A 15,466-nucleotide genomic window follows, 5' to 3' on the forward strand; every position below is an offset into this window, starting at 1 on the left:
GGCCGTTACCAACCCTCTCCATTTTCGATCGCCATGATGAACTCCTCGAAGCCGCCCCCGAGCACTCTCACCTCATCCTCCCATGGGCCGGCGAACACAAACGGGATCGAGATGTAGTTTCCATCTATGATGCCATAGGCAGCTGGCCCGCCGTTCGAACCGATCAGAAAGCGACGCTCCTGGAGCTCAAACATGTCGTACCCGGCAGCCAATGCAAGCTCCTGGATGCTCCAAACAACCAGGTAGCCCCGACCTATCTCGTCATTGAACCCATTTGAGACACGCAGGAATGCCTTATAGTCGTCAGGCAATATGATCCCGAGTTCGGTTTCGCATTCTTCTATTTCAGCCAAGCTGGCTCCGGGCGGTTGAAATCCATGCCGCAATTTTTCGAACAAGGAGCCTACTCCATCGAACCCGCACATCCATCGCTATCAGGTAAGCGATCCAAGGCGCTTGGCAACCCGCCTCGACTATCGCACTGGGATAGCGTGAAGTGATGGGCAAGTCGCCGAAGCGTCTTGACGGCACGCTGACGTCGGCCACATGTCGCCGGATTCTGTCGGCACTTTCCGGGTGCCAGCGAGATCTTAGGAACGGCGCCGATGCGAAATCCTATTTTACCGGCCATTGTGGCCTTGTTGTCGGCCGGCACCGTTGCGGGTGCCATTCTGCTTCGCCGGACTGGTTTCGATCGATGCCTGAAAACCGTTTCGACGGACATCTATCGCCAGGGCGGTACGGCGACCTTGGATCCGAAAGACGTCGAAGCGCAAGCAGCGCGCATCTGCTCGGATCATGGGGCAAGGTAAGCCGAAGAGTTGTCTTACGCGAAGCGGATCGCCGTTCTCGCCCGCGCCTTTGCGGCAACTTCCTCTCGATCACGAGGAGGTTGGGAGGTCTCAAGCGAACTCAGCAGCTCGTGAGCGCACTTGGCGATCGACATGACCGCCTGCTCGAACGCCGCCTCATTGCGTTTCGACGGCTTGGTGGTTCCGCTCAACTTTCGCACGAACTGAAGCGCGGCGTCATGGATCTCATCGTCCGTCGCTGGCGGATCGAAATTGAACAGTGGTTTGATATTTCGGCACATGAGCTGCTCCCGTTCTTCTCCTCTCTTCCACCGAGAGGAGGGATGACCGCACATAAAGTAGTCGCGGGAGCGTGATTTACCAACGTACCGTGTAGCCGCGACTACTGATTTGATGCCTCCAGGTTCGCATATGCCTGTCGAACTTTGCTCTTCACACTAAGTTCCCCAAATGGACCGAGCAACGCATCGCAATCACGGGCTCTCCCGTTGTTTCCATCCTGCCCGGCCCGGAAGCCAAGGTGCTAACGGCGACGGTAGACTGATCCATGGATATGACGCGCATCCGAGATCACATGGTGGAGCACCAACTGACGCGACGTGGCATTGATGATCGAAGCGTCATCGAGGCGATGCGCACGGTGCCCCGCGAAAAATTTGTCGCTCCAGGCTTCGAGGATTTTGCCTATGAGGATGCGCCGCTGTCGATCGGCGACGGCCAGACGATTTCGCAGCCGTTCATTGTGGCTCTGATGCTCGAAAAGGCCGGTCTGAAAGCCGGCGACAAGGCGCTCGAGGTCGGCACGGGCTCGGGTTACGCTTCAGCCCTGATGAGCCGGATCGTAAGGCAGGTCTATTCCATCGAGCGCCATGAAAGGCTGGCGCTTCAGGCCAGGGACCGGTTCGAGACGCTCGGATACCACAATATTGAGGTCCGCGTGGGTGACGGCAGCAAGGGCTGGCCGGACGCCGCCCCATTCGACGCCATTGTCGTTTCTGCGGCAGCACCCGAGGTGCCGTCCGCCTTGAAGGAACAGTTGAACCTCGGAGGGCGGCTCATCATCCCGGTCGGCCGCGGTCAAGAGCAGCGCCTGAAACGCGTCACGCGCACCGGGCCCGCGGCGTTCGAGGAAGACGATCTCGGCGGGGTGGTCTTCGTTCCCCTGATCGGTGAAGACGCCTGGACTGCGGCACATCCGATGTACACGGCGACGGTGCCATCGCCGGGAACTTTTGCGGCCGGCCCAGGTTCTCAGCCAAGAGTACAGGGAGCGGGCATGGAAACAACATACAGGTTGCCGGCGCTGCCTGAAGGCGTGCTCGATCATACCGAATTCCAGCAACGGTTCTGGGCCCTTCAACGTCTTTCCTGGATCATGTTCACGCTTCTTCTGGCGATCTGCTTGCTCGGTTTACTTGGAAGAGGCGGCCCGTTTTCGCGGCAAACATTGATGTTATCAGATGGGTCCGTGGACTTTCCCGTCATCTCCCGGTGGAATGCTCCCGAGGATATGACGGTGAATTTCCTAGCCTCATCCGAAGACAGGGTCTTCACGATCGATGCCGCCTTTCTTCGAACCTTCTCGGTTCAGGGCATCGACCCGCCCCAGAAGGCGACCTTCGCGCGTGATGGCCGGATAGGTTACGTGTTCGCCGCCGACCCGGCAGAGCCGACACAGATCGTGTTCCGTCTGCAAACACAACAACCCGGCGCTCGCCGCGCCACCATCGGCCTGGGCGAAGAGGTCCGGACCCAATCCACTTTCATCTTTCCTTGAGGGCGGCACGGTGGATGCAGTATTCCGCGGACTGGCAATTTATTTCACGCTGCTCGTGATCATCCGCTTGTCGGGACGGCGGACATTGGCCCAGATGACGCCGTTCGACCTGGTCATCGTTCTCGTTATCTCCGAAACCACGCAGCAGGCAATGCTGGGCGACGACTTCTCCATCACCAACGCCGTTATCTTGATCCTGACGCTGTTTACCACAGACATCGGCCTCTCCTACGTGAAGAGGTGGTGGCCGCGCGCAGCTCATATCATCGATGGGGTTCCGACCGTTCTGGTAACGGATGGCGTCTACGACGAACGCGCGCTCAAAGGAGCCCGCCTGCAGAAGGAAGATGTCATGCAAGCGGCTCGAAGCCAGGAGGGCATCGAAAGCGTGGCGGAGATAAAATTTGCCATCCTCGAGGTGAGCGGCAACATCAGCATCATCAAGAAACAGAAATCCGGCTGACAAGAAGAGGAAATCTCGGCCTATCCTAGATGTCCCCCACTATCAGTACCTTGATTGTCATTCACCTCGCTTGATCCATCCAAATCGTTCCGAACAACTTGAGCGAAGCTTGCTCTGCGGCGTTATATCAAGCTATCTTTTTGGGGCCGTTGGTTTATGTTATGTTCATGGACATCATCGACAGAAACAACGTAATCGTCAGCGGCACGGGCGACGAAGCAATGGTCTTCGCGCACGGGTTTGGCTGCGACAGCAACATGTGGCGGCTCGTGGCTCCGGCCTTCGAGGACAAATACCGCGTCGTCCTGTTCGACAATGTCGGTGCCGGCAAGTCCGACCTGAAGGCCTATTCCTTCGAGAAGTACGCCACCCTCGATGGCTATGCGGACGACGCGGTGGAGATCATTGATGCCCTATCGCTGAAGAAGGTTGTCTTTGTCGGCCATTCGGTCAGTGCGATGGTCGGACTGATTGCGGCCAGGAAGCGTCCTGATCTCTTCAAGTCGCTGGTCATGGTCGGCCCTTCCCCGTGCTATATCGACAGCGACGGCTATGTCGGCGGCTTCTCACAGGGTCAGATCGAGGAGCTGATGGAGTTCCTGGATTCCAACCACTTGGGATGGTCCGGCGCGATGGCGCCGGCCATCATGGGCAATCCGGACAGGCCAGCGCTCGCCGAGGAACTGACGGAGAGCTTCTGCAGGACGGATCCAGAGATCGCGCGCCATTTCGCCCGGACGACCTTTCTGTCAGACTGCAGGGATCTCTTGCAGGGCTTCGACATCCCGACACTGATCCTTCAATGTTCGAGCGACGTGATTGCCCCTGTCGAGGTCGGCGAGTACGTGCACAGGCATCTTGCAAACAGCAGCCTGGTAATCATGAAGGCGACCGGACACTGCCCCAATCTGAGCGCACCCAAGGAGACTATCTCCGCCATCGAAAACTTCCTCGGCAAGGCCGCATAAGATGGATCAAGCCGCGCCGAAAAACCTTCAGGACGACTTCGAGAACCTCTTCGAAAATACAATGGCGGGCAATCTCGTCGTCTCGCCTGGCGGCGTCGTCCTTCGAGCGAACAGTCGGCTTGCCAGCTGGCTCGGCCGCTCGGCGCAGGATTTGGCAGGCAAACGCCTGTCCGACCTGCTGAGCGTCGGCGGCAGCATCTATCTCGAGACCCATCTCGCGCCCATGCTCAGGATGCAGGGCGAGTTCGAAGAAATCATGCTTGAGATGCGACACTCCGACGGGGGCAAGATTCCGGTTCTGATGAATGGCTTCGAGCAACGCGATGCTGCAGGGCAACCCCTGTTCCTCAGGCTGACCATCATACGGGCATCGAACCGGCTGACCTACGAGCAGAACCTGCGAAAGGCGGGCAAACAGGCACGCGAAGCCCTTGCAACGGTCGAGGGGACGCTTCTCGACGAACGGGAGACGGCGGCGCTTCGCGAGCAGTTCATCGCCGTCCTCGGTCACGACCTCAGAAACCCGCTCGCCGCGATCGACGGCGGCATGCGCGCGATCGCCAGATCACCCCTCAATGAACAGCAGGAAAGGATCGTGTCGCTCGTGGCGGCGACGGTCAAAAGGATGAGCGGTCTCATTGACGACATCATGGATTTTGCCCGCGGGCGACTTGGCGGCGGGATTCCGGTAAGGCTGAGCGAGACCGATTTGTCTGCTGTCCTGCATCAGGTCGTCAACGAGATTTCCGGAGCCCGTCCCGGCAGAAGGATCGAAGCGGACGTCGAACTCTCACTGCCGATCATGTGCGACGGTCCGAAACTCGCACAGCTCACGTCGAACCTCCTTGCCAACGCCGTCGCACACGGATCCCCGGACGGCCCGATAACAATCACCGCCCGTTCGACGGCGGCGGGGTTCGAGCTCTCGGTCGCTAACACCGGAGAACCGATACAGGCCGATGCCGTTGAGCGGTTATTCCTGCCATTCACCAGGGTCGCGGATGGCGGCAAGCAAGGGCTCGGGCTTGGCCTCTATATCGCCAGCGAAATTGCCAAGGCGCATGGCGGTCGGCTGCGGGTGGTATCCGACGACACGCGGACGGTGTTCACCCTTGAAGTCCCTACGTGAGCTTCAAGGCAGGAGCGGAAAGCATCGTCGCGAAGTGACTGTCATCGGTATCATACTCCGATCCGACCACGATAAGCGCTTCGCTCTCCGGGCGCGTTCAGAAGGACAGGTCGAGCGCCCTGCCTTCGAACAGACGGTCGCGGGAGCCTTCGAGATGGGCCTTCATCAGCCTTTGCGCGTCGTCGGCCCGCCCATCGGCGATCGCCTTGTAGATGGCGTTATGCTCTTCATAGACCTGTTCCAGCCCCTGGCGGGGGCCAAGGAGGGAAAGGCCGTGGAGATGCATGCCGACGGCGATATGGGCCTTCAGCGCATCGATCGAAGCGGTGTAATAGTGATTGTTGGCTGCCTCCGTCACCGCGCGGTGGAAGATGAAATCGGCATCGGTGCGGTGGAGCTGGTGGCTGGTCGCCTCGCGCAGATCGGCAAGGGCGCTGGCGATCTTCTGGATCGCCTGCTCATTGCGGCGCTTGGCGGCGAAATAGGCGGCGGCCGGCTCGATGGTCAGGCGGAATTCGTAGCAGCGCTGAATGTCGGCGATGGTCTTGACCGGCGAATAGGCGAGCTGCGTTGTCGGCGAGCCATGGGCGCTGACGAAGGTGCCGGCGCCCTGCCGGGCATAGACCATGCCCTGATCGCGCAAGCGGGCCAGCGCATCGCGCACGATCGGCCTGGAAACACCCAGGATCGAGGCAAGTTCATGCTCACCCGGCAAGCGTGAATCCGGCGGATAGTTCCCGCCGCGGATACGCTCGAGCAGTTGGTCGAAGACGCGGTCGACCAGCTTGACGGCCTTGCCGCGTTCGGGCTTGCCCGGCGGGCCGGCTTCCGCGTTCAACGATTCGCCATTCACTTCAACCACGTCATTCTCCCCGGCGGTATCTTATGCCGCCTGATTCCGAAGAACCAGTTTTAACAAACTATCCGGCTTACCGAAGCCCCCCGACTTGACGGCGCACCGAAAAGACCGGCCGTCGGCGGCCGTGACATCGAACCAGGGAATGCCGGCCTCGATCTCGCCCTTCGGCGTAAGCACCCGCACCCCCAATGCACGGAAAACCGCCAGCGCCGTATCACCGCCGCCGACCATCAGCATATCGGGTCTGGTATCGTCGATCACCCTTTTGACGCCTGCGGCAAAGTCACCGGCGACAAGCGTCGCATCGGCCGCCATCTCGCCGCTGCAGCGCAGCAGCACCGGCAGCGCCAGGCCCTCCCCGCATTCGATCTGCCCCTTCGGCGCATCCACCACCATGCGTAAGGCGCCCGAGGCTTCGAGCCGGTTCATCTGGGCTGAGGTGATCGGATCGCGCGAGCCGAAGGCAAACAGCGTGCGCGGGCTCGCCGTAAATTCCGTCGCCGGCCGCCGCCCCATTTCGCCGAGCCGGCGGGCGAACGCCGCACCGAGGCCGCGCGCACCGACGCCAAGCGTCGTCAGCCAGACATGACCCTCGACGATCTGATCGAGATCGGTATCGTCTTCGGCATCGGCAACGACAATATTGTCAGCCCCCGCGAACAGATCGGCAATCGGCAGCGGCCTGTCGACACCGCGGCCAACGACGCAGCCGCGGTAGGTCAGGCGCTCCTGATCGGGAATGGCAGGCGCCACAAGAATGTTCTTCAGGCCGAGCGCAGCTGCCAGCGTCAGGCTTTCCGCCGCGACATTGCCCTTCAGCCGGGAATCGATCTTCTTCATGACGATGCCGGGCTTCGCGCCGCCAAGCATCTCCACAGCCAGTCGGATCCTTTCGGCCGCCTCGCGCTCGTCAAGGGCGCGAGAGGCGGTGTTGATGACCACGACGTCGCAGCCGGTGGCAATCGCATCCCGGGCCGCCGCGACATCGACGGCGACCGCCACCGAAAGGCCGGCGGCGATAAAGGGCGTGCCGGTATCGAGCGCGCCCGTCAGATCGTCGGCAATGATCGCGGCCTTGAGCGTCATGCAATCTGCTCCGTATTGACGGCGTGACAGGCGACGAGATGGCCGGGCTTGGCTTCCTTCCAGACAGGGATGACCTTGCTGCAGACCTCCATCGCGATCGGGCAGCGCGTGTGGAAACGGCAGCCTGACGGCGGGTTGAGCGGGCTCGGCACGTCGCCCTGCAGAATCTGGCGCTGGCGGGTACGTTCATGCTCGGGATCGGTCTCCGGCACGGCCGATAGCAGCGCCCTGGTATAGGGGTGCAGTGGATTGTCGAAGAGCTCCTCGCGGGTCGCAAGTTCGGCAAGCCGGCCGAGATACATGACGCCGACGCGGGTGCTGATATGGCGCACCACCGCAAGGTCATGGGCGATGAACAGATAGGTCAGCCCGTACTTCTCCTGCAGATCGAGCAGCAGGTTGATAATCTGCGCCTGGATCGATACGTCGAGCGCCGAGATCGCCTCGTCGCAGACGATGAATTTCGGCTGGCAGGCCAGCGCCCGGGCAATGACGACGCGCTGGCGCTGGCCGCCGGAAAGCTCGTGCGGATAACGCTGGGCAAAGCGCGTGGGCAGGCCGACATCGGTCAGCAGCGTCGCCACCTTCTCCTTCAGCTCGGCCTTGGTGCAAAGCTTATGGAAGAGGATCGGCTCGCCGATCGCCTCGCCCACCGTCATGCGCGGATTGAGCGTCGAATAGGGATCCTGGAAGACGATCTGCAGGTCGCGGCGGAACGGCCGCATCTGCTTCTCGTCGAGCGTCGCGAGATCCTGGCCCTTGTAGACGACCCTGCCGCTGGTCGCCTTGTAAAGATTGAGGATGGTGAAGCCGGTCGTCGATTTACCGCAGCCGGATTCGCCGACGAGGCTCAGCGTCTCGCCCTCCATGATGTCGAGGTTGACATTGTCGAGCGCATAGACGGTTGCCGAGCGTTCGCCGAAGGCGCCGAGCCTGACGTGGAAATGCTTGACCAGGTTTTCAACCTTAAGCAGCGGTTGCGCAGCCATTACGCGGCCTCCTGCATTCTCTGGACGACGAAACAGGCGGCGCGATGGTTACTACTGCCGCTCAAGGGTTCGAGCCGCGGCACCTTCTCATGACAGATCGCCTCGACGAGTGGGCAGCGCGGCGCAAACGGGCAGCCCTTCGGCCGGCGGCCAGGCTCCGGCGGCGTGCCGCCGATCGAGCTCAGCCGGCTTGCCGGCGGGTCCGACAGTTTTGGGATCGAGGAGAGCAGGCCGCGCGTATAGGGATGGCTTGGCCGGGCATAGAGCTCGTCGACGGGGGCGTCCTCGACGACCGTGCCAGCGTAAAGCACGGCAACGCGATCGACGAGGCCGGCAATCAATGCCAGATCGTGGGTGATCCAGACGACCGACATGCCGAGCTTGGCGCGCAGATCCTTCACCAGATCGACGATCTGGGCTTGGATGGTGACGTCGAGCGCCGTCGTCGGCTCATCGGCGATCAGCAGTTTGGGATTGCAGGCAAGGCCGATGGCGATCATCACGCGCTGGCGCATGCCGCCTGAGAGTTCGTGCGGAAAGGCCTGCAGCCGTTCTTCTGGGCCAGGAATGCCGACGAGGCGTAGAAGCTCGACAGCGCGGGCACGGGCCTCAGCCTTTTTCATTTTGCAGTGATAGATCAGCGGCTCGCAGATCTGGTCGCCGACGCGCATGACGGGATTGAGCGAGGTCATCGGATCTTGGAAGACGAAGCCGATATCGCCGCCGCGCACCTTGCGCAACTCGCCATTCGACATCGTCTGCAGATCGCGGCCGTCGAAGGTCGCGGTTCCATTGGTGACCTTGATCTTGTTCGGCAGGAGCCGCATCAGGCTCAGCATGGTGAGGCTCTTGCCGCAGCCGGATTCGCCGACGACACCCAGCGTCTCTCCCTTGTCGACATGGAGATCGATGCCGTCGACGACGACGGCCGGACCATTGCGGCCGTCGATCTCGACGGTGAGGTTCCTGACATCGAGCAGGCGTTCTCTGTTTTGCGTGTCCATCATTTGCTGCCCCGCGGATTGAGCGCGTCGTTGAGGCCGTCGCCGAGGAAGCTGAAGGCAACCGAGGCAAGGCCGAGCACGGCCGCCGGAGCGGCGAGAAGATGCGGATAGTGCTGCCAGACGCGAAGGCCGTCCGAGATCATATTGCCCCAGCTGGGCGTCGGCGGGTTGACGCCGACACCGAGGAAGCTGAAGGCGCTTTCCAGCACCATCGCCGTGCCGAGACCGGCGCTGACCGAAACGATCAGCGGCCCGAGCGCATTCGGCACGACATAACGCTTGATGATGACCCAATTCGACAGGCCGAGCGCCTGGGCCGCGGTGATATAGGGCCGGCTGCGGATCGACAGCACCTGGGCGCGCACCAGGCGCGCGTAAGGCGGCCAGGAGATCAGCGCCATCGACCCGAAGACGAGGATGAAATCCACCCAGATCGTCTGGCGGTAGAAGGGATTGAGGGTCTCGAGGTAACGCGCCTCCATCCAACGGGTGATCGGCGATTTCAGCGAGGCGTTGATGACAACGACGAGCAGCAGGTTGGGAACCGACATCGTCACGTCAGTCAGCCACATGATGACGCGGTCGAAGGGATTGCCGAAGAAACCCGCTACGGCACCCAGCGTGAGACCGATCAGCACCGCGAAGAAGGTGACGATGACCGCGACGAGGAAAGCGGTCCGCGTGCCAAAGACCACGCGGCTGAAGACGTCGCGGCCGAGATCGTCGGTTCCGAAGAGATGGCTCATCGACGGCAGGGCGTTGCGAGCGTTGAGGTCCTGGCCGAGATAGTCATAGGGCGTCAGGTAAGGCCCGAAGATCGCCGTGAAAGCGAGGATCAACACGATGACGAGACCGAAGACGGCGAGCTTGTTGCGCTTCAGCCGATACCAGGCGTCGCGCCACAGGCTGACCGGCTGTTCCTCGACGGTTTCAGGGGTGGAAAGAGGGATTGCGGACATGGTCAGCGGCTCCTTCTTGCATCATTGGCGCGTGGATCGAGCAGCGGATAGAGCACGTCGACCAAAAGGTTCGACACCATCACCAGGAACGACCCGATCAGCGTGATCGCCAGAATGACGGGATAATCGGAATTGATCAGCGCCTGCACCGTCAGGCGCCCGAGGCCCGGCAGGCCGAAGACCAGCTCGACGAAGATCGCGCCGTTGACGATGGTGATCATGATCAGGCCGAGCTGCGTCACGACAGGCGTCAGCACCGGCCGGAGGATGTGGCGGACCGCCACGACGATCTCGGGCACGCCCTTGGCGCGGGCGGTGCGGACGAAATCCTCCGACAGCACCTCGATGACGGCGGCGCGCGTCTGGCGCACGATCAGCGCGATCGGCTGGAAGGACAGCACCAGCAGGGGCAGCAGGATGCGCACATCGAAAATGCCGCCCCAGCCATAGGGCACGCTCGCACCCGGCAGCAGCACGATGAGGCCGACCATCAGCAAGGGGCCTGCGACATAGGCCGGGATCGCCCAGAGGAAAAGCGCCGAGCCCAGAATGGCGTAATCGAGGCGCGAATTCTGGTTCAGCGCCGCGATCATGCCGAGAGGAATGGCGACCACGGTCGTCAGGATGACGGAACAGAGGGCAAGCTGGAACGAAACTGGCGCTGCGGCCGAGACCATTGCCCAGACGGAGCGGCCCGAAGTCAGCGAATTGCCGAACTGACCATGCAGCAGATTCCAGATGTAGAGGCCGAACTGCTCGATGAAGGGCCGGTTGAGGCCCGCACTTTCGCGGATGGCTTCGATGCGCTGCGGATTGTAGGCGACGTCGCCCGGCGCGCGGAGGAAGATCAGCTTGATCGGGTCGCCGGCGCCGTAGAAGGCCAACGCGTAGACGGCCAGCATCACCACCAGAACGGATGGAATCCAGATGGCAAAACGGGTTAGCACGTAGCGCAGCAAGGCCACCTCCCACCTGTTGTTCAATGCGTTCCCGTCTTTGGCCGACGCCCGACAGATCGCATCTCTTCTTGAAATTTGCGCGAAGACCTTGCGGCCTTCGCGCGTTTATCGCCAGGAACGATAGTTCCGATTCAGCCGATCGAAATGTTCCACGGCTCGACGATCTGCCAGTCGAGGTTCTTGTCCAGACCCTTGACCTCCTTGGTAGCCCAGCGCGACATCGCCTGAGAATACCACGGGATGAAGGCCCAATCGTCGCGGAACGCCTTCTGGGCTTGCTGGGCGAGAGCGATGCGCTGCGGATCGTCCGCGGCCTTGGTCGTCGCCTCGGCAAGGGCGCTGTCGACCTTGTCGTTCTTGTATCCGCCGAGCTTGTTCTGCGCGTTCGACGAGGTCGAGGCAATGCAGCCCGCCAGGTAGGAGACGGCATCGGGAACGCGGGTGCCGACGTCATCGCGGAAGATCTGGACCGAGTTCTGGTCGGGGCCGGCATAGGCGTCCTGCTGCGGCTTCATGTCGACCGCAGTGATACCGAGGTTCTGGCGCCACTGCTCGGCGATGAACTGGGCGGCGGCCTGAATGGCCGGCGCCGAGACGCCGACGAACATGATCTTCGGCAGGCGCTCAGGCCCGCCATAGCTCGATTCGGCAAGCAGTTTCTTGGCGGCTGCCGGATCGTATGGAAAGGGCTCGAAGCCGGAATTTTCGGCGCCCGGGACCGAGTTGAGGATCTGGTCGGCCTTCTTGTGCGGTCCATCCGGATAGGACGCCTTGAACAGGCCGTCGCGGTCGACGGCCATGATCAGTGCCTGGCGGACCTTCGGATCGTCCATCGGTGCGCGCGAGATATTAAACCAGAAGTGCTGGCTGGTCGGGATCAGCGGACCGGCCGAGAATTCCGGGCCAAGATCCTGGATGATCGTCGAGGTGACGAGTTCGGTATGGGCGTTGAACTCGCCGGATTTGATCAGCGATGTCGCCGTCACATTGTCTTCGATCGAGGTGACCTCGATACGGGCAAGCTTCGGCTTCGGCCCGAAGAAATTCTCGTTCGGCTCGAAGGTCAATTTGCCGGCGTCGATATCGATGCTCGTCAGCTTGAAGGGGCCGGAGAAGACCGGCTTGCTGTCGGGCTTGTACCAGTCGATGATCTCCTCGCCGTCACTGCCGCGCGACTGCGAGGCCTTGGTGATCGGCGCGATATGGTTTGCCAGACGCATGAAGAAGATCGGGTCGGCCGCAGCCAGCGTCACGACGACCGTTCCCTCGTCAGGTGTTGCGACACCGGTCAGCTCCTTGCCGGAGCCGGCGGCGATTTCAGCGTAGCCCTTGACCTTGCTCAGCACCTGGTCGGCGCGCTGGCTCTTGGTGTTCGGCATCGAGGCAACTTCCCACGATCCCTTGACATCGGCCGCGGTGATCTTGCTGCCGTCGGAGAAGACGGCCTTGGGGTCGATTTTGAAGGTCCAGACCGTATTGTCGGCCGATTCCCAGCTGGTGAAGACGTAAGGCTTTATATTGCCCTGGCTGTCGAAATACATCGGCGCCGCCCACCAGATCGAATTCCAGCGGAAGGTTCTGCCGCCGCCGCGCAGCGGCGACCAGTCCTGATCGAAGGCCGGATGTGCGACCTTCAGGACCTGGCCTTCATCGGCCATCACGATGCGCGCATTCATCCCGAATACGGTGAGGCCGACGCCGGCCGCCAGACCGAGCTTCAGTGCGTTGCGACGCGATAGATTGGTATTATCAGATGGATCAAAAGACATGGCATTCCCTCCCAGGTGAATTCGGCAGCGCTCTCCCTGCACCTGCCAGGCGCAGCACAATCCGTCTCATATCGTTCTCTCGTTATTGTAAATATGTCAACAAAAAATCGCATTTTTTGCTGCAATAAAATTTAACTCGAAAAATATCACTGCAATATCAGCGAGATAATTTTTGCATTCGGCATGAATGCATTTTGTCTTCTTGACAAAAGTGCTGCAATGGAAAAGTTCTTAGCACTCCAACGCAGATGCATGACAATCGGATGCGCAGCCGGACGGGTTGAACACGGATCGGCGAGATAGAACACGCCGAAGGAGGGGAAAATGAGCCATCACAGGATCACAGGCGTATTCAGCGCGGCCGCAACGCCGCTGACGGCTGACAATACGCCGGATCTCGCGCTTTTCATCGACCATTGCAGGCAACTGCTGGCCGAGGGATGTCACGGCGTGGCCCTGCTCGGCACGACGGGCGAGGCCAATTCCTTTTCCGGAGCGGAGCGCCGCGCCATATTGGAGGCGGCTGTGAAGGCGGGCATTCCAGCAGACAGGCTTTTGCCCGGCACCGGCGTCGTCGCCATTCCGGAAACCGTGGAACTGACCCGGCACGCGTTGTCGCTCGGTGTCACCAAAGTGGTGATGCTGCCGCCCTTTTATTACAAGGGCATCTCCGACGACGGCCTCTTCGCTGCCTACTCACAGGTTCTGGAAAAAGTCGCCGACACGCGTCTGCAGGTCATTCTCTATCATATCCCGCAGGTTTCGGGTGTTCCGCTCACCATTCCGCTGATCGGCCGGCTGATTGCGGCCTTTCCGGAAACGGTCGTCGGCATCAAGGAATCTGCCGGCGATTTCAATAACATGCAGGCCATTATCGCCGCCTATCCCAGCTTTTCGGTGCTGGCGGGCGCCGATCCGCTGCTGCTGCCGCTGATGAAGGCCGGCGGCGCCGGCTGCATCACCGCCACCTCCAATCTGGTGGCGGATTCGCTGCGCACCGTCTATGACCATGTCCGTGACGAGGCGCGCGCCGCCGATGTCGAGGCGGCGCAGGCGCGCATCAACGCCTATCGCACGCTTTCTAATTCCTACGTCCAGATCCCGACCATCAAGGCAATGGTGGGGCTGAAGACCGGCAATCCCGCCTGGAAGCGCACCCGCGCGCCGCTGATGCCGCTGAGCGAGGCGGATTACGCCGCACTCGCCGAAAGCTATGCCAAGCTGCCTTGGGGAGATCCGCGATGAATTTTACCGGCCTGCCTTCCGAAGCCGTGCCCGATTTGATGACCGGGGTCATCACCGCTCATCCCTCTGTCGCGGGCCGTTCCGATGCCTATCTGCCCTCGCCCTGCATCCAGAACCACGCGGCAAATCTCGCCTTTCTGCGCGACGGCACGCTGAGCTGCGTCTGGTTCGGCGGGACGATGGAGGGCATGGGCGATATTTCGATTTACATGTCGCGGCTGGCCCCGGGCTCCGAGCGCTGGTCGGAGCCTGAGAAGATGAGCGACGATCCGGAGAAATCCGAGCAGAACCCATTGATTTTCAATGCTCCGGACGGCAAGACTTGGCTGCTCTATACCTCGCAAACCTCGGGCAATCAGGACGGTTCCGTTGTCAAATGCCGCCTATCGGATGACGGCGGCAAAAGCTTCGGCCCGGTCAAGATCCTCTGCGACAGCCCCGGCACATTCGTTCGCCAGCAGATCGTCGTCAATGGCAAGGGCGACTGGCTGCTTCCGGTCTTTCGCTGCGTCGGCCTTAGCGGCCAGCGCTGGAGCGGCGATGCCGACACCGCAGCGGTGCTGATCTCGCGGGACGGCGGCGCGAGTTGGCAGATGCGCGATATTGCAGACAGCATTGGCGCCGTGCACATGAACATTCTGCCGCTCGACGGCGACGACATGATCGCCTTCTACCGCAATCGTTTCGCCGAGAGCATTCTTTCCAGCCGATCGTCCGATGGCGGCGAAACGTGGAGCGCGCCCGAGCCGACCGAACTGCCGAACAACAACTCCTCGATTCAGGCCACGGTCCTAAATGATGGAGCGATTGCAATGGTTTATAACCATTCGAATGCAAGCACATCGGATGCTCGGCGCCAGTCTCTCTATGACGAAATCGAGGGCGGCGAGACAGGAGAGGCCACTGTTGTCGCCGATATAGGCCGCAAAGCGGTCTGGGGCGTTCCGCGGGCGCCGCTCAGCCTTGCGATCTCCAGGGATGGCGGCAAGAGTTTTCCGCATCGCGTCGATCTCGATACCGGCGACGGTTTCTGCCTCAGCAACAATTCGAAGGATTCGCTGAACCGCGAATTCTCCTATCCCTCGGTCATCCAAGGCAGCGACGGCGCGCTGCATATCGCCTACACCTACTACCGGCGCGCCATCAAATATGTGCGTCTCGCTCCGCAATCGCTGCCCTGAACCACGTGGCAGCGGGAAGATTGTAAACCTGCATCCGATCGCGTGCGAAAGGATGCGGGGCCGCCGGCGTGAGACTGGCTCAGCGCCAGGAAATTGACAAGAGAGGTGCGCCCGCGAATGGCCGTCCGGCCCTTCGTGCTCAAAAAGGTATTTCCATCGCCTGACATACTTAACAAACTGATATTACTGTATATTATGACGCAGTAACGCCGCTTGAAAACGTTTGCCGACCATATGCCTAACGATAAAAATTTCCGCGTCTTGGA

Annotated in this window: 15 protein-coding genes; 6 read left to right on the top strand and 9 right to left on the bottom strand. The window is 61.1% G+C overall.

The window, feature by feature from the left end; translation table 11 throughout:
• Nucleotides 1–5: 5 nt before the first annotated feature.
• Both OS035_RS23010 and OS035_RS23015 read right to left on the bottom strand, forming a co-directional pair.
• Nucleotides 6–398, bottom strand: a complete 393-nt coding sequence (locus OS035_RS23010; RefSeq protein WP_097627956.1) for an SMI1/KNR4 family protein — start codon at nucleotides 396–398, stop codon at nucleotides 6–8.
• Between the two features lie 428 nt (nucleotides 399–826).
• Entirely contained in the window at nucleotides 827–1,093 is a 267-nt protein-coding gene (locus OS035_RS23015; protein WP_012560057.1) for a DUF2277 domain-containing protein, read from the bottom strand.
• 266 nt (nucleotides 1,094–1,359) lie between these two features.
• On the opposite strand from OS035_RS23015, the gene OS035_RS23020 reads away from it, so the two are divergent.
• The 4 genes from OS035_RS23020 (at nucleotide 1,360) to OS035_RS23035 (ending at nucleotide 5,149) form a co-directional block, all read left to right on the top strand.
• Entirely contained in the window at nucleotides 1,360–2,589 is a 1,230-nt protein-coding gene (locus tag OS035_RS23020; RefSeq protein ID WP_097627802.1) for a protein-L-isoaspartate(D-aspartate) O-methyltransferase, read from the top strand.
• A gap of 10 nt (nucleotides 2,590–2,599) precedes the next feature.
• Nucleotides 2,600–3,052 (top strand): DUF421 domain-containing protein, encoded by a 453-nt coding sequence (locus OS035_RS23025; RefSeq protein WP_097627803.1) that lies wholly within the window; start codon nucleotides 2,600–2,602, stop codon nucleotides 3,050–3,052.
• 167 nt (nucleotides 3,053–3,219) lie between these two features.
• Nucleotides 3,220–4,020, top strand: a complete 801-nt coding sequence (locus tag OS035_RS23030; protein WP_097627957.1) for an alpha/beta fold hydrolase — start codon at nucleotides 3,220–3,222, stop codon at nucleotides 4,018–4,020.
• A 1-nt stretch (nucleotide 4,021) separates the two neighbouring features.
• A complete protein-coding gene (locus OS035_RS23035; RefSeq protein ID WP_097627804.1) occupies nucleotides 4,022–5,149 on the top strand; it encodes a PAS domain-containing sensor histidine kinase in 1,128 nt (375 codons plus the stop codon).
• 97 nt (nucleotides 5,150–5,246) lie between these two features.
• On the opposite strand, the gene OS035_RS23040 is transcribed toward OS035_RS23035, so the two are convergent.
• From OS035_RS23040 to OS035_RS23070, 7 genes are all read right to left on the bottom strand, one after another.
• Nucleotides 5,247–6,011, bottom strand: a complete 765-nt coding sequence (locus OS035_RS23040) for a FadR/GntR family transcriptional regulator (protein ID WP_097627805.1) — start codon at nucleotides 6,009–6,011, stop codon at nucleotides 5,247–5,249.
• Nucleotides 6,012–6,032: 21 nt separating this feature from the next.
• Entirely contained in the window at nucleotides 6,033–7,094 is a 1,062-nt protein-coding gene (locus tag OS035_RS23045) for a four-carbon acid sugar kinase family protein (protein ID WP_097627806.1), read from the bottom strand.
• Entirely contained in the window at nucleotides 7,091–8,083 is a 993-nt protein-coding gene (locus OS035_RS23050) for an ABC transporter ATP-binding protein (protein ID WP_097627807.1), read from the bottom strand. The genes OS035_RS23045 and OS035_RS23050 overlap by 4 nt, the downstream gene beginning before the upstream one ends.
• On the bottom strand, nucleotides 8,083–9,090 hold the full coding sequence (locus OS035_RS23055; RefSeq protein ID WP_097627808.1) for an ABC transporter ATP-binding protein: 1,008 nt from the start codon (nucleotides 9,088–9,090) through the stop codon (nucleotides 8,083–8,085). Before OS035_RS23055 ends, OS035_RS23050 begins: the two co-directional genes overlap by 1 nt.
• Nucleotides 9,087–10,046 (bottom strand): ABC transporter permease, encoded by a 960-nt coding sequence (locus OS035_RS23060; RefSeq protein WP_054184967.1) that lies wholly within the window; start codon nucleotides 10,044–10,046, stop codon nucleotides 9,087–9,089. Before OS035_RS23060 ends, OS035_RS23055 begins: the two co-directional genes overlap by 4 nt.
• Before the next feature lie 2 nt (nucleotides 10,047–10,048).
• Entirely contained in the window at nucleotides 10,049–11,005 is a 957-nt protein-coding gene (locus OS035_RS23065) for an ABC transporter permease (protein WP_097627809.1), read from the bottom strand.
• Nucleotides 11,006–11,136: 131 nt separating this feature from the next.
• Nucleotides 11,137–12,774: an ABC transporter substrate-binding protein gene (locus OS035_RS23070; protein WP_097627810.1), complete on the bottom strand. Its 1,638-nt coding sequence runs from the start codon at nucleotides 12,772–12,774 to the stop codon at nucleotides 11,137–11,139.
• A gap of 324 nt (nucleotides 12,775–13,098) precedes the next feature.
• On the opposite strand from OS035_RS23070, the gene OS035_RS23075 reads away from it, so the two are divergent.
• Nucleotides 13,099–14,019 carry a dihydrodipicolinate synthase family protein gene (locus tag OS035_RS23075; protein ID WP_097627811.1) on the top strand — a complete coding sequence of 307 codons (921 nt, stop codon included), beginning with the start codon at nucleotides 13,099–13,101 and terminating at the stop codon, nucleotides 14,017–14,019.
• Nucleotides 14,016–15,200 (top strand): sialidase family protein, encoded by a 1,185-nt coding sequence (locus OS035_RS23080; RefSeq protein ID WP_331814098.1) that lies wholly within the window; start codon nucleotides 14,016–14,018, stop codon nucleotides 15,198–15,200. The genes OS035_RS23075 and OS035_RS23080 overlap by 4 nt, the downstream gene beginning before the upstream one ends.
• Nucleotides 15,201–15,466: the final 266 nt, after the last annotated feature.

The organism is Rhizobium sp. 268, assembly GCF_036571585.1.
Classification (GTDB): Bacteria; Pseudomonadota; Alphaproteobacteria; order Rhizobiales; family Rhizobiaceae; genus Rhizobium; species Rhizobium redzepovicii.

Bases quoted from the DNA above. Each gene is read 5' to 3' on its own strand.
- OS035_RS23075 (WP_097627811.1), top strand. From the start codon at position 13,099: ATGAGCCATCACAGGATCACAGGCGTATTCAGCGCGGCCGCAACGCCG.
- OS035_RS23080 (WP_331814098.1), top strand. From the start codon at position 14,016: ATGAATTTTACCGGCCTGCCTTCCGAAGCCGTGCCCGATTTGATGACC.
- OS035_RS23045 (WP_097627806.1), bottom strand. From the start codon at position 7,094: ATGACGCTCAAGGCCGCGATCATTGCCGACGATCTGACGGGCGCGCTC.
- OS035_RS23050 (WP_097627807.1), bottom strand. From the start codon at position 8,083: ATGGCTGCGCAACCGCTGCTTAAGGTTGAAAACCTGGTCAAGCATTTC.
- OS035_RS23055 (WP_097627808.1), bottom strand. From the start codon at position 9,090: ATGATGGACACGCAAAACAGAGAACGCCTGCTCGATGTCAGGAACCTC.
- OS035_RS23060 (WP_054184967.1), bottom strand. From the start codon at position 10,046: ATGTCCGCAATCCCTCTTTCCACCCCTGAAACCGTCGAGGAACAGCCG.
- OS035_RS23020 (WP_097627802.1), top strand. From the start codon at position 1,360: ATGGATATGACGCGCATCCGAGATCACATGGTGGAGCACCAACTGACG.
- OS035_RS23035 (WP_097627804.1), top strand. From the start codon at position 4,022: ATGGATCAAGCCGCGCCGAAAAACCTTCAGGACGACTTCGAGAACCTC.
- OS035_RS23030 (WP_097627957.1), top strand. From the start codon at position 3,220: ATGGACATCATCGACAGAAACAACGTAATCGTCAGCGGCACGGGCGAC.
- OS035_RS23015 (WP_012560057.1), bottom strand. From the start codon at position 1,093: ATGTGCCGAAATATCAAACCACTGTTCAATTTCGATCCGCCAGCGACG.
- OS035_RS23070 (WP_097627810.1), bottom strand. From the start codon at position 12,774: ATGTCTTTTGATCCATCTGATAATACCAATCTATCGCGTCGCAACGCA.